14 protein-coding genes are annotated in these 14,634 nt (G+C 70.4%); 7 read left to right on the top strand and 7 right to left on the bottom strand.

What is annotated here, in order from left to right:
- The first annotated feature begins 82 nt into the window (after positions 1 to 82).
- Positions 83 to 976, top strand: a complete 894-nt coding sequence (locus OG430_RS27335) for an SIS domain-containing protein (RefSeq protein ID WP_327355248.1) — start codon at positions 83 to 85, stop codon at positions 974 to 976.
- A gap of 53 nt (positions 977 to 1,029) precedes the next feature.
- Positions 1,030 to 1,458, top strand: coding sequence for an alternative ribosome rescue aminoacyl-tRNA hydrolase ArfB (arfB, locus tag OG430_RS27330; protein WP_327355247.1), 429 nt, complete (start codon positions 1,030 to 1,032; stop codon positions 1,456 to 1,458).
- Between the two features lie 161 nt (positions 1,459 to 1,619).
- On the opposite strand, the gene OG430_RS27325 is transcribed toward arfB, so the two are convergent.
- Positions 1,620 to 2,102, bottom strand: coding sequence for a flavin reductase family protein (locus OG430_RS27325; RefSeq protein WP_442816734.1), 483 nt, complete (start codon positions 2,100 to 2,102; stop codon positions 1,620 to 1,622).
- Positions 2,103 to 2,488: 386 nt separating this feature from the next.
- Here OG430_RS27325 and cdgB point away from each other — a divergent pair, with 386 nt between their 5' ends.
- Positions 2,489 to 4,207 (top strand): diguanylate cyclase CdgB, encoded by a 1,719-nt coding sequence (cdgB, locus tag OG430_RS27320; protein WP_327355245.1) that lies wholly within the window; start codon positions 2,489 to 2,491, stop codon positions 4,205 to 4,207.
- 136 nt (positions 4,208 to 4,343) lie between these two features.
- Entirely contained in the window at positions 4,344 to 5,270 is a 927-nt protein-coding gene (locus OG430_RS27315; RefSeq protein ID WP_327355244.1) for a carbohydrate-binding protein, read from the top strand.
- Positions 5,271 to 5,312: 42 nt separating this feature from the next.
- Here OG430_RS27315 and OG430_RS27310 read toward each other — a convergent pair whose 3' ends face one another.
- The 4 genes from OG430_RS27310 to OG430_RS27295 all read right to left on the bottom strand — a co-directional run bounded on the left by OG430_RS27310 (position 5,313) and on the right by OG430_RS27295 (position 9,525).
- On the bottom strand, positions 5,313 to 6,161 hold the full coding sequence (locus OG430_RS27310) for a class II fructose-bisphosphate aldolase (RefSeq protein WP_327355243.1): 849 nt from the start codon (positions 6,159 to 6,161) through the stop codon (positions 5,313 to 5,315).
- Positions 6,162 to 6,295: 134 nt separating this feature from the next.
- Positions 6,296 to 7,273, bottom strand: coding sequence for a 1-phosphofructokinase family hexose kinase (locus OG430_RS27305; RefSeq protein WP_327355241.1), 978 nt, complete (start codon positions 7,271 to 7,273; stop codon positions 6,296 to 6,298).
- Positions 7,274 to 7,390: 117 nt separating this feature from the next.
- Entirely contained in the window at positions 7,391 to 8,548 is a 1,158-nt protein-coding gene (gene nagA / locus OG430_RS27300) for an N-acetylglucosamine-6-phosphate deacetylase (RefSeq protein WP_327355239.1), read from the bottom strand.
- Positions 8,548 to 9,525 carry an ROK family protein gene (locus tag OG430_RS27295; RefSeq protein WP_327355237.1) on the bottom strand — a complete coding sequence of 326 codons (978 nt, stop codon included), beginning with the start codon at positions 9,523 to 9,525 and terminating at the stop codon, positions 8,548 to 8,550. The genes nagA and OG430_RS27295 overlap by 1 nt, the downstream gene beginning before the upstream one ends.
- 190 nt (positions 9,526 to 9,715) lie before the next feature.
- Between OG430_RS27295 and OG430_RS27290 the strand changes: the two genes are divergently transcribed.
- Both OG430_RS27290 and OG430_RS27285 read left to right on the top strand, forming a co-directional pair.
- Positions 9,716 to 10,291, top strand: a complete 576-nt coding sequence (locus OG430_RS27290) for a TerD family protein (protein ID WP_327355236.1) — start codon at positions 9,716 to 9,718, stop codon at positions 10,289 to 10,291.
- A 99-nt stretch (positions 10,292 to 10,390) separates the two neighbouring features.
- On the top strand, positions 10,391 to 10,900 hold the full coding sequence (locus OG430_RS27285) for a GNAT family N-acetyltransferase (protein WP_327355235.1): 510 nt from the start codon (positions 10,391 to 10,393) through the stop codon (positions 10,898 to 10,900).
- Positions 10,901 to 10,942: 42 nt separating this feature from the next.
- On the opposite strand, the gene OG430_RS27280 is transcribed toward OG430_RS27285, so the two are convergent.
- Positions 10,943 to 12,361, bottom strand: a complete 1,419-nt coding sequence (locus OG430_RS27280) for a M1 family metallopeptidase (protein WP_327359236.1) — start codon at positions 12,359 to 12,361, stop codon at positions 10,943 to 10,945.
- Positions 12,362 to 12,584: 223 nt separating this feature from the next.
- Positions 12,585 to 13,139 (bottom strand): GlcG/HbpS family heme-binding protein, encoded by a 555-nt coding sequence (locus OG430_RS27275; protein ID WP_327355234.1) that lies wholly within the window; start codon positions 13,137 to 13,139, stop codon positions 12,585 to 12,587.
- Between the two features lie 270 nt (positions 13,140 to 13,409).
- On the opposite strand from OG430_RS27275, the gene OG430_RS27270 reads away from it, so the two are divergent.
- Positions 13,410 to 14,564 (top strand): sensor histidine kinase, encoded by a 1,155-nt coding sequence (locus tag OG430_RS27270; RefSeq protein ID WP_327355233.1) that lies wholly within the window; start codon positions 13,410 to 13,412, stop codon positions 14,562 to 14,564.
- Positions 14,565 to 14,634 lie beyond the last annotated feature (70 nt).

Genomic DNA, 14,634 nt, shown 5'->3' with positions numbered 1-14,634 from the left:
GCACACATCGGGTGACGCGCCGGGTGACGGGTCGGCACCCTGCTCTTACGTTCCGTACGTTCCGCTCAAGGAGCCGCCGCGCATGTCACGTACCGCCGCAGAAATAGCCACCCAGCCCGCCTGTTGGCGCCGGGCCGCCGAGTTCGCCGCCGACTTCGAGGGGCTGCCGCAGCCCGGTGAGCGGGTCGCCGTGACCGGCTGCGGGACCTCGTGGTTCATGGCGATCGCGTACGCGGCGCTGCGGGAAGCCGCAGGTCAAGGCGAGACGGACGCCTTCGCGTCGTCGGAGTTCCCGGTGGGCCGGACGTACGACCGGGTCGTGGCGATCACCCGTTCCGGCACGACGACGGAGGTCCTTGACCTGCTCGGCGCGGTGCGCGGCAAGGTCCCGACCCTCGCCCTGACCGCCGATCCCAAGACTCCGGTCATGGAGGCCGCCGACACCGTCGCGGTGCTCGACTTCGCCGACGAGGAGTCGGTGGTCCAAACCCGCTTCGCGACGACCGCGCTGGCCTTCCTGCGGGCGGGACTTGGCGACATCGCGGGGGTCAAGTCGGTCGCCGAGGCGGCCCTCGACGCGGAGCTCGCGGTCACCGAGCCGCTGCCGGACGCCGTGGTCGGCGCGGAGCAGTGGACGTTCCTGGGGCGCGGCTGGACGTACGGTCTCGCGCTCGAGGCGGGCCTGAAGATGCGCGAGGCGGCGGGGGCGTGGACCGAGTCGTACCCGGCGATGGAGTACCGGCACGGGCCGATCTCCATCACCGGCCCCGGCCGGGTGGCCTGGATGTTCGGTGAGCTGCCGGAGGGGCTCGCGGGGGATGTCGACCGGGTCGGCGGGCATCTCGTGGCACGCCAGGATGCGGACCCGCTGGCCGAGTTGGTGCGGGCGCAGCGGCTCGCCGTGGCGCTGGCCGAGGCGCGCGGGTTCGACCCGGACCGGCCGCGGAACCTCACGCGGAGCGTGATCCTCGCCTGATCCGCACCGGAAATCGGGGTGACGGGGCGCGGGTGACGCGGGATCATGGGCGCATGCCTGGTCCCTACGTCATCCGCGGCTCCGTCTCCCTGCCCGAGGCCGAGCTCATGTGGCGTTTCTCCCGGTCGTCCGGGCCGGGGGGCCAGCATGTGAATACGTCGGACTCGCAGGTGGAGCTCCGCTTCGACCTGGCGAAGACGTCCGCGCTGCCGGATGTGTGGAAGGAGCGGGCCCTGGAGCGGCTCGCGTCCCGCCTCGTCGACGGGGTGGTGTCGGTCCGGGCGTCCGAGCATCGGTCGCAGTGGCGGAACCGGGAGATGGCTGCGACGCGGCTCGCGGCGCTGCTTGCCGAGGCGACTGCGCCGCCTCCCCGTCCTCGCCGCGCGACGAAGATCCCCCGCGGGATCAATGAGCGCCGGCTGCGCCAGAAGAAGGCACGCTCGGACACCAAGCGGGGCCGTTCCGGACGTGACTGGGGCTAACTGCTTTTGCCCCTCCCCGCCCCTTCCCGAAATCCTGCGGAGCTGTGTCCTCAAACGCCGGACGGGCTGATTCATCAACCATGAATCAGCCCGTCCGGCGCTTGAGGACAGTCTTTGAAGCCGACGGCAGCCTTACGGGAAGGGGCGGGGAGGGGGCAAAATCAGCCCAACTGCCGGTACCGGCCCCGGAAGTACGTCAAGGGCCCACCCTCCGCGCTCTGCAGGGACGCGGTCAGCACTCGGCCGATGACCAGCGTGTGGTCCCCGGCGGGGACGCGGGACTCCGTCTCGCACTCCAGCGTCGCCAGCGCACCGCGAACCAGCGGCGCCCCGGACAGCGGCCCCCGCGCGTACGGGATGTCCTCGAAGAGCAACCGGTCGCTGATCCGCCCCTTCATCGCGAAGCGGCCGGCGATGTGCCGCTGGGACTCGGACAGGACCGAGACGCCCCAGCGGGGCCGCTCCGCGAGGAGGTCGTCCATGCGGGAGCCGTCACGCAGGCTGACCAGGACGAGGGGCGGGTCGAGGGACACGGACATGAAGGCCGTCGCCGTCATGCCGACGTCCTCGCTGACCGGACCGTCCTCGCCCAGCGGGGCCTCTGTCGCCGTCACCAGGACCACACCCGCGGCGAGGCGGGACATGGCGGCGCGGAACTCTTCGTTGCTCACCCCAACAGGATGAGTCTTCGCAGCGGTGGACACGACCAAGACGCTAGTGCCGCCCCGCACACCCCCGCATCGGGCCACAGCCCGAGCCAAGTCCTAGGCCCCGAGTCCCGGTTCCGTATGCTGACCGCACACGCACCGCACACGCTTTGCGTTCAGGAAACGTACGCAGAGATCACCATTCCGCACGCACCCCCTTCACCCCCGCTGTGACTTGAGTCACAGGACTCATATTTTGTTGACCCTGTGTACCGAGTGGGCAGCTCGCTGTGATTCAGTGGCTGAGGCAATCAGACACTGAGGACGACACTGAGGAAGCTGCGAATCCTGGAGTTGCTGTCGAGGTCTCGGGGAGAGCGAGCATGGAGACCGAGTCGGAGCCTTATGTCCGTCTTGCGACCCTGCGGCAGCTGCATCAGGTAGTCGCGGACCTGAATACGGCACGGAGCCTGGCGGACACGCTGCAGACCGTCGCCGACGGCGTCGTGGGCGGCCTCGGTTATGAGCTGGCATGCGTCAATCTCGTACGTCCTGACGGTGATCTCGTCGTTGCCGCCTTCGCGGGCAGCGCCGCCGCCGAGGCCCTCATCACCGGACGCGTGGGATCCCGCGCCTCCTGGGAACGCCGGCTCTCCATGGGCGAGGGCTGGGGCTCGCTCCGCTTCGTCCCGCACACCGAGGGCTGGGTCCTCATAGAGGACGACGTACCGCAGTGGCACACGGACGGCCCGGAGCCCCGCTTCGAGGACGAATGGCACCCCCGGGACCGGCTCTACGCACCGATGTACGCCACCGGATCGTCCGGCGGCGAGCTGCTCGGCGTCATCTCGGTCGACCGCCCGCGCAACGGCCGCCTCCCCGGCGCCTGGGGCCGCGAGGCGCTGCAGATGTACGCGTTCCAGGCCGCCATTGCAATCAGCAACGCGCGACTTCGAGCAAACATGCAGCGCGCCCTGGTCAGGCTCGAACGCGAGCAGCAGGCGCTCAGGGCGAGCGAGGAGTCCTTCCGGCAGGCCTTCGAGTACGCCCCTTCGGGCATGGCCATCGCCGAGATGGGCGGTGATCAGCACGGGCGGATTCTGCGTACGAATGACGCTTTGTGCCGTCTTCTGGGGCGGCCCGCTTCCGCCATGCGGCGCTATTCGTTCTCGGATCTCGTGCATCCCGAAGACATCGGGACGCTCCTGCGCACCTCCGCCGAGGGCGGGCGCGCGGAGCTGCGGCTCGGGCGGCGCGACGGGACGTACCTCTGGGTCTCGCTCAGGAACTCCGTCGTGGCGGACGCCGCGGACGGCCCCCGGTTTCTGCTCACCCACGTCGAGGACATCGAGGAGCGCAAGCGCCGCGAGCTGCAGCTCGCCCACCGCGCCTCGCACGACTCGCTGACCGGCCTGCCCAACTCCGCCGAGCTGCGCGCCCGGCTCAGCTCCCGGCTGTGCAGCAAGCCGCAGTCCGAGCAGCTCAGCGCGATCGACTCACTGGACGCGGCGTACGGCGCGGGGCCCGCGTTCGACGGCACTTTGACCGGATCACCCACGTACGACAGCAATGGTCACGGTTTCGACTACGGGAACGGGGTCGGGAGCGGGCACGGTCCCTCCGCGATCGGCCAAGGCATGTACGACTCCGGCTACGACCACCACGTGCACACGGTCGCGCCCGAGGGCGAGACGGACGACGGCACCAAGGGGCTTGCCGTTCTCTTCTGCGACCTGGACGGGTTCAAGTCCATCAACGACCGGTTCGGGCACCACACCGGGGACGCGGTGCTCATCGAGGTCGCGCGCCGGCTGACGAGCGTGGTGCGGGACGGGGACACGGTCGCCCGACTCGGCGGCGACGAGTTCGTCGTCCTCGCCGACGGACTGGGGCGGGCCGATGCGCAGGACCTCGCGGTCCGGCTGCGGAACGCGATCATTCCGCCCATCCGGGTCGACGGCCGCGCGGTCCGGGTCGGCGCCAGCTTCGGCATCGGGTGGGCACACTGCGGCATGACGGCCGACGAAGTGCTGCAATCCGCCGACCAACGGATGTACATCGAGAAACGATCTCGTGCCAAACAGCACAGGCGCGCTGGATAGTCGCAGGTCAGCCTGTCAGTGAGGTCAACGCCACCCGTTTGGGTCACCCCGAGCGGGTAGGCTCGCCGGATCGAAGTCCGCTGACCTGATCGCTGACCTGATCCACGTACGCGACCTGCCTGAGGAGGCCCTGGGGATGACCACGCCCGGTAACAACGGCGCGAGCACGCCCGAGGACGACGACCCGTTCGGCTATCTGTACGAGGACGGTCGGGCGAACGGCGCGACCCCGCCGAGCGGCGGCGGTGGCTACGGCTACCCGGGGCAGGGCCGCACCTACAACCAGGTGCGCACGGTGGGCGAGCGCCAGTACGGGGTCCCGCCCCAGCAGCCGCCCGCGCCCGCCTACGACCAGGGCCACTACGCGGCACCCGAGACCTTCCCCGGCGGCCAGACCACGCGCCAGCAGCCGCTGCCGGGCGACCAGGGCGGCGGCCGCGGTCGTGGCGGCGGCCCCAACACCAAGGGCCTGCTGATCGGCGCGATCGCGGTCGTGGCCGTGGTCGTCGTCGGCATCGGTGTCGCGCTGATCACCGGGGACGACGACAAGGGCGACGAGGCCGGCGGCGACACCAGCGGCGGCACCACCGCGGGCCAGAGCGTCAAGCCCAGCGAGGAGCCGTCGAAGCCCGCGGAGGACGTCGAGCTGCCGAAGGACGACGCGAAGGCGCTGCAGCTGGCTGGTGGGACGGCCCCCGACAGCACCATTCCGGGCTCCAGGTCAGGCACGTATGTCGCGGGCCTCAACAACCCGGGCGCCTCGGCGACTTGGACCGTCAACGGCATCCCGAAGGACGGCAAGTACAGGCTGAAGGTGTACTACGGCGTGCCCGGCAAGAAGATGTCCACCACGCTGTCCATCAACGGCAAGATGCAGGACCGCAAGCTGAACCTGGACAACTTCGGCCACGGCCCCGAGGGCGACTGGGAAAAGGGCTGGACCAACACCTGGGCCAACATCCTCCTCAACAAGGGCACCAACACGATCAAGATCTCCTGCGAGACCGGAGACACGTGCGACGTGAACCTCGACCAGGTGGAGCTGGTGAAGGGCTGGAAGTAGTCCCGCCCTCCCCCGTTCCCTTTCAGCTCAGCGGTCCCACGTTCAGCCCAGCAGCCCCAAGAAGTGCGCCACCGTCCCGGCCATCGCCTCGCGAGCCGGGACGAGGTATTTGCGGGGGTCGACCGCCGAGGGGTGTGCCTCCAGGTAGGCGCGGGCCGCGCCCGTGAAGGCCGTGTTGAGGGCCGTGCCCACATTGATCTTCACCATGCCGGAGGCGACGGCCTCGCGTATCTCCTTGTCCGGTACGCCACTTGAGCCGTGCAGCACGAGCGGGACGGGGACGGCCGTCTTGAGTGCGGCGATCAACTCGTGGTCCAGGGCCGCCGTACGTTCCGTCATGGCGTGCGAGGAGCCGACCGCCACGGCGAGGGCGTCCACGCCGGTGTCCCGGACGTACGCCGCCGCCTCGGCCGGGTCGGTGCGGACGCCGGGCGCGTGGGCGTCGAGCGGGGGCTCGCCCTCCTTGCCGCCGACCTTGCCGAGTTCGGCCTCGATCCAGATGCCGCGCTCGTGGCCCCAACGTACGGCTTCCGCCGTGGCCTTGACGTTGTCGCCGTAGGTCAGCTTCGACGCGTCGAACATGGCGGAGCTGAACCCTGCGGGGTGGGCCTGGCGGAGGAGGTCGACGGATTCGACGTGGTCGAGGTGGAGGGAGAGCCTTGCCTTTGAGGCGCGGGCGACGGCTGCGGTGGCTGCGGCTATCGGGGACAGGTTGCCGCCGTGGAACTTCACGGCGTTCTCGGAGATTTGCAGGATCGCGGGCCTGCCTGCCCGGGCGGCGCCTTCGGCGATGGCTTCGGCGTGCTCCAGTGTGATCACGTTGAAGGCGGCGATTCCCTGGCCTGCGGCCTGCGCTGCCGCTATGAGCTCAGCGGTGTTTACGAGTGGCACGTTGCTCCCCAGTTCCGTTTTGTTTCCCCACCCCGCCCCTTCCCGAAATCCTGCGGAGCCTTCCGCCCTTCGGGCGGTGTCCTCAAACGCCGGACGGGCTGATTGATGAGCCCTGATACGTCAGTCCTGGCAAATCAGCCCGTCCGGCGTTTGAGGACATCCTTTGAGCCGTCCGCAGGACTTTCGGGAAGGGGCGGGGTGGGGAAGGAAGAAATCTGAGCCAGCAGCTCCGCGTACGCCGACGCGTCGAACTCGCCCGCCGCAGGCGCCAGTACGGTCGCCACCGACAGGGCGACCGCGCGGGCCAGTCGGGCCGGCCAGGGCTCGCCCTCGACCAGGCCGGCCAGCAGACCCGCCACCGCCGAGTCACCGGCACCCGTCGGATTGCCCTGCACCCGGGCCGGCGGGGCCACCCGCCAAGCCCCGTCGGGGGTCGCCGCGAGCAGCCCTCCGGGGCCGAGCGAGGCAACCACCGCATGGGCCCCGCGACGCCGGGCGTCCCGCGTGGCCTGCAAGGGGTCGTGGGAGCCCGTGAGTTCGGCCAGCTCGTCCGCGTTCGGCTTGACGATGTCGGGGCGGGCGGCGATCCCGCGCCGCAGCGGTTCGCCGCTCGTGTCGAGCAGGACCGGGACGCCGACCGTGCGCGCGGCACGTATGAGATGGGCGTACGCGCCGACCGGGACCCCCGGCGGCAGGCTGCCGCACAGGGCCACCGCGGAGGCGCCGCGCAGGAGTTCCTCGTACGAGGTGAGGAAGGTCCGCCACTCGGCGGCCGAGACCAGCGGGCCGGGTTCGTTGAGCTGGGTCGTGTCGCCGGTGGCGTCGTCCACGACGGCGATCGTGCGGCGGGTGGCGCCCGCGCACGGGGTCAGCGCGTCCCGGATGCCGGCGAAGGCGGCGAGCTGCTCGCTCAGGACCCGGCCGGTCGAGCCGCCCGCGAAGCCGCAGACCGTCGCCTCGTGGCCGAGCGAGGCGAGCACCCGGGCCACGTTGAGGCCCTTGCCGCCGGGGCGCTCGGTGACGTCGGTGACGCGGTGCGAGGAGTGGGCCGTGAGGCGCGGGACGCGATAGGTGAGGTCCAGGGCGGTGTTCAGCGTGACCGTGAGAATCACGGGTTCCACCCCCGGATGACCAACAATAGGTGCGCGTGCCGGAGCTGATCATGCCAAAGAGAAGGCGGCTGGCCCAGACCTCCGGACCAACCGCCTGCTCAGCAACGTACGCCTAAATCACCCAAGTTGGGGCTCAATAACCCATTCGCCCTTGCGCATGACGCCGACGAGGGCGAACTCGGAGTCCAGGACCACCAGGTCGGCGTCCTTGCCGGGTTCGAGGGAACCGATCCGGTCATAGGCGCCGAGCAGCTTCGCCGGGTTCACCGAGATCGCCTGGACGATCGACTCGACCGGCAGCTTGTCGATCGTGGCCGCGCGCTTGAAGGCGCGGTCCAGGGTGAGCGTGGAGCCCGCGATGGAGCCGGGGGTCCCGTCCTCGGTGACGAGGCGGGCCACGGAGTCCTTCACCTCGACGGCGAGCGGGCCGAGCATGTACTCGCCGTCGCCGAAGCCGGCCGCGTCCATCGCGTCGGTGATCAGGGCGACCCGCTTGGCGCCCGCGTGGTGGAAGGCCAGCTGGAAGGCGGCGGGGTGCAGGTGCGTGCCGTCGTTGATCAGCTCGACGGTGACCCGCTCGTCCTCCAGGAGGGCGGCGATCGGGCCCGGGGTGCGGTGCTCCAGGTGCGGCATCGCGTTGAAGAGGTGCGTGGCGACGGTGGCGCCCGCGTCGATGGCCTCCACGGTCTGCTCGTACGTCGCGTCCGTGTGCCCGATCGCGGCGATCACGCCGTGCTCGGCCAGCAGGCGCACCGAGTCGATGCCGCCGCGCATCTCGGTGGCAAGCGTGAACATCCGGGCCTGGCCGCGCGCCGCGTCCATCAGCTTGCGCACGTCGGCCGGGTCGGGGTCGCGCAGCAGGGTCTCGTCGTGGGCGCCCTTGCGGCACGGCGAGATGAAGGGGCCCTCGAAGTGGATGCCCGCGAGGTCGCCCTGCTCGGCCAGCTCGGAGAGGAAGCCCGCGCGTTCGGCGAGGAAGTCCATGGAGCCGGTGACGGTGGAGGCGACGAGGGTGGTGGTGCCGTGCTCCTGGTGCGTACGCACGCCCTTGAGTACGTCGTCCGCGGTGCCGGAGGTGAAGGAGGCGCCGCCGCCGCCGTGGTTGTGGATGTCCACGAAGCCGGGGACCAGCCAGTGTCCGGTGAGGTCGACGGTGGAGGCGTCGTCGGGGGCGTGGCCCGCGATCTTCGTGCCGTCGACGATGACCCGGCCGTCGGTGAGGGTTCCGGTGGGCAGCACCACCCGGGCGCCGGTGAGTACCTTGCGTGCGGCCATCAGGTGGTTACCTCCGAGGACGGGTGGGGGTGCTGGGCCGGGACGGCCCCTTCTTGCAGCTTGAGCAGGTCCCAGGCCAGCAGGCCCGCGCCCAGACAGCCCGCGGTGTCCCCGAGTGCGGCGGGGACGATCTCGGGCAGCGTCTGGAAGGTCACGATGCGGCGCTCCACGGCCGCCCGCAGCGGTACGAACAAGGTTTCCCCGGCTTCGGCCAGCCCGCCACCGATGATCAGGGTGTGCGGGTCAAGCAGGGTGAGCGCCGTGAGCAGGCCGTCGGCAAGGGCCTCGATGGCGTACTGCCAGACCTCCTGGGCCCGCGGGTCGCCGGACTCGACGGCCTTCGCGCAGTCCGCGGCGTCCGCGTCCGGGTCACCGCTCGCTTCGGCCCAGGCCCGGCTCACCGCGGCGGCGGAGGCAAGCCGCTCCAGACAGCCGCGCTGACCGCAGCTGCAGGGGGGGCCATCCGGGCGTACGACGATGTGGCCGATCTCGCCCGCACCGCCGTGCGAGCCGGGTTCGATGACGCCCTTGATCCCGATGGCCCCGGCGATGCCGGTGCCGAGCGGGACGAACAGGAAGCGGTCGGCGCCCTGACCCGCCCCGATCCGCCCCTCCGCGAGCCCGCCCGTGCGGACGTCGTGGCCGAGCGCCACGGGGATGCCGCCGAGGCGTTCGCTCAGCAGGGCGCGCAGCGGGACGTCGCTCCAGCCCAGATTGGCCGCGTACACCGCGATGCCGCGCTCGGCGTCGACGATGCCCGGGATGGCGACTCCGGCGGCCGCGGCGGGCTCGCCGAAGCGCTCCTCGCCGTACGCGCGCAGCTCGGCGGCGAAGTCGAGGATCGACTCGACCACGGCGTCGGGGCCGCGCTCGCGTCCGGTGGCGCGGCGGGCTTCGTGCAGCAGGGCGCCGTCGGTGCCGACCAGGGCGGCCTTCATTCCGGTGCCGCCCACGTCGAGGGCGATGACATGTCTCACGGGGGACAGTGTCGCGCGCCGGACCTCGAAAGGTCTAGTCCACTCACCGGATCCGGTGATCGCGGGCTTTGCAAAGAAAGTAAAGCGAGATGGAACCTGACAGTCCCCCATTGGCGTTAAGGGGGATGACGGTAGCTTCGTCTCCAGTACGAAGTCCGTACTACGCAGCACCTAGGGGAAAGGGACCTCCATGGCTGTAAGCCTGTCCAAGGGCGGCAACGTCTCGCTCACCAAGGAGGCGCCGGGTCTGACCGCCGTCACCGTGGGCCTCGGCTGGGACGTCCGCACCACCACCGGCACCGACTTCGACCTCGACGCCTCCGCCATCGCGCTCAAGGCCGACGGCAAGGTCTTCTCGGACGGCCACTTCGTCTTCTTCAACAACAAGGCGACGCCGGACCAGTCCATCGTGCACACCGGCGACAACCGCTCCGGTGAGGGCGAGGGTGACGACGAGCAGATCAACGTGAACCTCGCGGCCCTGCCCGCCGACATCGACAAGATCGTCTTCCCGGTCTCGATCTACGACGGCGAGACCCGCGCGCAGAACTTCGGCCAGGTGCGCAACGCGTACATCCGCATCATCAACCAGGCCGGCGGCGCCGAGATCGCGCGCTACGACCTGAGCGAGGACGCGGCCACCGAGACCGCGATGGTCTTCGGCGAGCTGTACCGCAACGGCGCGGAGTGGAAGTTCCGCGCGGTCGGCCAGGGCTACGCCTCGGGCCTCTCGGGCATCGCCTCGGACTTCGGCGTCAGCATCTGACGTACGTCCGCACAGAGCGTGCAATGACGAAGGGCCCCGGCGGCATCGGTCGCCGGGGCCCTTCGTCGTCCGCTGTCGCACAGTCGTACGCTGCCAGACATGATCCTCGAACCGCTCCCGGTCCACGACGGCGCGCTGCCCGGCCCCGTCCTCACCGAGGTGACCCGGCTCTACGCCTCCAACCACGCGTTCTTCGCGCTCAGCGGCGACTTCCCGGACCCGGCGCACATCACCGAGGAGCAGGTCGCGAAGTCCCTCGCGGACGAGCTCGCGCATCCCTCGGCCGAGGTGCTGCTCGCCCGTTACGAGGGCAAGCTGGTCGGCCTGGTGGCCCTGCTCGGGCGGCACCCGGACCCCAGCGACCCCGATCCGTGGATCGGGCTGCTCCTGGTCGACGGGCGGGTGCACCGCAAGGGCATCGGGCGGGAGTTGGTCCGGCTGATCGAGGAGCGCCTGCGGGAGGCGGGCCGCGAGGCGGTGCGCCTGGCCATCCTGGAGAACAACGACCAGGCGGGCTGGTTCTGGACCAACCTCGACTACGAACTCATCGGGTACGCCGAGGACTTGGCGCTGGAGCGGCCTTGCGTGCTGATGCGCAAGGAGCTTTGAGCCGCTGCCCGACTCCTGCGGCTCCTCCGACTCCTCCGACTCCTACGGCTTCTTCGGCTTTCCGTTGCCGTACAGCCAGGGGCCCCAGATCGAGTCGAGCTTCTTGCCGGCCTTCTCCTCCACGTACGCGGTGAAGTCCGCGGTGTTCGCGTTGGAGTGGCGGTACTTCTTGGTCCAGCCCTGGATGATGTCGTAGAACTTGTCGTCGCCGACGGCCTGGCGGATCTTGTGGATCACCATGGCGCCGCGGTTGTAGACCGGATCCCCGGAAATGGCCTTGGCGTTGGTGGGCTTGGCGGGCGGGAACTCCCAGAGAGCCTCGGGGTCGATCTCGAATTCTTCGAGGGCGTCGCCCTTGCCCGCGTAGATCTGGTCGAAGATGTCCTGCGCCGAGTAGTCGCCGTAGGTGTCCTCCTCCCACAGCCACTCCGCGTACGTCGCCAAGCCCTCGTTGAGCCACATGTCCTGCCACGACTTGGGCGTGACGGAGTCGCCGAACCACTGGTGGGCCAGCTCGTGGACGAGGGTCGACTCGTCGGGGGAGCCGTCGAAGACCGGCTTGGTCTGGGTCTCCAGGTGATAGCCGATGTCGTCGTCGCGCTCGACGACCGCACCGGTGGAGGAGAACGGGTACGCGCCGAAGTTGTCCTCCCCCCACTTCATGACGTCGGGGATAACGGCGAGGACTTCCTCGCTCTCCTCCGCCCTCGTCGGATCGACGGCCGTGTAGACGGGCAGCCGCCCGGCCTTCAGCTTCACGTCCGACTTCTTGACCTCGTACTTGCCGATCGCGGCCATCGCGAGATAGCTCGCCATCGGCTCGGCGTTGTGCCAGACGAACGTGGAGCGGCCGTTCTTGCCGGGCCGCGTCTCCTTCAACTCCCCGTTGGACACCGCCGTCAGGCCCTTCGGGACCGTGATCTCGATGTCGTACGCGGCCTTGTCGCTCGGGTGATTGTTGGCGGGGAACCAGGCCATCGAGCCGGTCGGCTCGCCGAGGCCGATCGCGCCGTCGGCCGTGTAGAGCCAGCCCTCCGTCGAGTCGTCCGCATCGGTGATCGTCTCGGGCTTGCCCGAGTAGCGGACGGTGGCCTTGAAGGTCTCGCCCTTGCGCAGGTCGTCGTCCGGCCGGACGGTCAACTCGTGGGCCGCGCGGTTGAAGCGGGCGGGCTTGCCCTCGACGGTGACCTTGTCGACGTTCAGGCCCTTGAGGTCGAGGTTGAAGGCGCTGAGGTCCTGTGTCGCGCGGGCGGTGATTTCCGCTTCGCCCGCGAGCTTCTTCGACTCCGGGTCGTAGTCGACCTTCAGGCCGTAGTGCGCGACGTCATAGCCGCCGTTGCCCAGCTTGGGGAAGTACGGATCGCGTACGCCCGCGTCGCCCGGCTTTCCCGTGACGGCGGAGCCGGAGCAGGCGGTGAGGGCGGTCAGGGCCAGCGCGGTGAACGCGGCCGCCCCGGCCATGCGTACGCGAGATCGATTTTCCACGGACTGGATCTTATGCGGCATATACATGGTTTGAACAGGTCTGTGGAGTTACCTACCGCTTTGCGCGCGAAGCCGGTGGAACGGCCCGGACGGGGGCCGTTCCACCGGCTAGATGCGAACCGGCTCAGCGAGGTTCCACGCCCTCGCGATTACCTGGTGTTGCTTGGTGCAGCTCGGCGTTGCTCGGTGCTGCTCGGTGTTACTTGGCGAGGGAGGCCACGCCGGCCTGGGCGAACTTCTCGTCCAGGTCGCCGCTCGGGGCGCCGGCGACACCGATGCCCGCGATCGGGGCGTTGTCGGCCTTGACCGGGGCGCCGCCCGCGAGGAAGAGGGTGCCGGGGATGTCCTTCAGCGTCGGGGCCTGCTCCAGGCGCTTGGCCAGCTCCGAGGTGGGGGCGTTCCAGGAGACGGCGGTGAACGCCTTCTTCTGCGCGGCCTCGTAGGACTGCGGGCCGGCACCGTCGCCGCGGAGGGTGACGATGGTGTTGCCGTTGCGGTCGACGACCGCGACGGAGACGCGCTGGTTCTCCTTCTTCGCGGCGTCCAGGGTGACCTGCGCGGCCTTGGTCGCGGCCTCGACGGTCAGGTGCGTGGACTGCTGCAGGTTGCCCTTGCCGGCGTCGGCGGTCACGGCGGCGGGGGCCGCGGCCGGGGCCGCCGCGTTGGCGGAGAGGCTGCCGAAGGCGCCGGCGGCGACGGTGGTGGCGACGGCCGTACCGATGAGGACACGGGCGCGCAGCGAAAGCTTCTTCATGGTGGGTCCTTCGGGTGTGAGTCTCGGAGTGAGCGGTTCGCGTTGCTGCGAGCGGCTCACGTTGCTGCGTGTGCTGCTCGCTTGCTCTGCTTCGATCCTCCGGCCGGAACCGGGCCCAGGCGGTCGACGTACCGGCTGCGGTCGCCGCGCACGATGGACGACAAGGCCGTCATCCGATCGGTTGATGCGGGGGTGGTCCGGACGGGGACACGATCGAGCTTCGGCAGCGCGTACGACGAGGAGCGACAGCGCGTACGACGAAGGAGCGACGTGGAGCGACCGGTGGCACAGCACGCGCGGAGCGGGCCCGTCGACCCCGATGCCCGCTGGCTCGCCCCCGTCATGCACATGGCGTTCTTCCTGCTGCTCGGCGCCTCCCTGGCCCGCTTCCTGATCCGGCACCCGGGCGAGACCCGCACGCCGTGGATCATCGCGCTCAGCGTCGGCCTCGCCCTGCTCCACGTGCTCGGTCCGGCCCTCGGCTCCCGTCCGACACCGCGCCGGGTCGCGTGGCTCGCGGCGGTCGTGGGGGTGTGGATGGTCCTCGTCGTCCTCGCGCCGAGCTTCGCGTGGTGTGCGGTGCCGCTGCTGTACACCGGACTGCGTACGTTGCCGTCGCGTCCTGCGCTCGGCCTGGTGGGCGTGCTCACCGCGTTCGTCGTGGCCGCCCAGCTCCGCCTCGCAGACGGCTTCGACCCGAACCAGGTGCTCGCACCGCCCGCGGTCGCCGCGATCGCGGTGTCCGTCTTCGTCCACACGCAGCGCCAGGCCGAACGCCTCGCCGCGACCGAGCGCCGCGAGGGCACGCTCGCCGAGCGCCAGCGCCTCGCCATGGAGATCCACGACTCGCTCGCGCAGGGACTGTCCAGCCAGCAGATGCTGCTGCAGGCCGCGGACCGGGTGTGGGACGCGAATCCGGACAAGGCCCGTGCGCATGTACGTACGGCCGAGTCCTTCGCCGAACGGAACCTGGCCGAGGCCCGCCGCTTCGTCCACGACCTGGCACCGGCCGACCTCGCGTCGGGGGGCGGCCTGGTCTCGGCCCTGCGCGGGCTGGCCTCGCGGGAGTCGGGGGCGGGGCTCGGCCCCGAGGTCCGGGTGCGCGTCGACGGGACGCCGCTGGCGCTGCCCGACCGGGTGGAGTCGGCGCTGCTGCGGATCGCGCAGGGGGCGCTGGCGAATGTGCGGGAGCACTCGGGGGCGGAGTTCGTCGCGCTGACGCTCAGCTATCTGGAGGACCAGGTGATCCTGGATGTCGCGGACGACGGGCGTGGCTTTGACCCTGACGGGTCGGTGGCGCGCGGCGTACGGGGGCATGGGCTGCCGGCGATGCGCGCGCGGGTGCGGCAGTTGGGCGGGGCCCTGATGGTGGAGTCCCGGGCCGGGGAGGGGACAGTGGTCTCGGCGAAGGTTCCGTTCGTGTAGTTATGTTCCCCACCCCGCCTTATGTTCCCCACCCCCACCCCGCCCCTTCCCGAAATTCGGCGAAGCCTTC

The sequence above is a fragment of the Streptomyces sp. NBC_01304 genome, from assembly GCF_035975855.1.
Classification (GTDB): domain Bacteria; phylum Actinomycetota; class Actinomycetes; order Streptomycetales; family Streptomycetaceae; genus Streptomyces.
The sequence above is the reverse complement of the archived record's forward strand: the minus strand, read 5'-3'. Positions and strand labels throughout refer to the sequence as shown.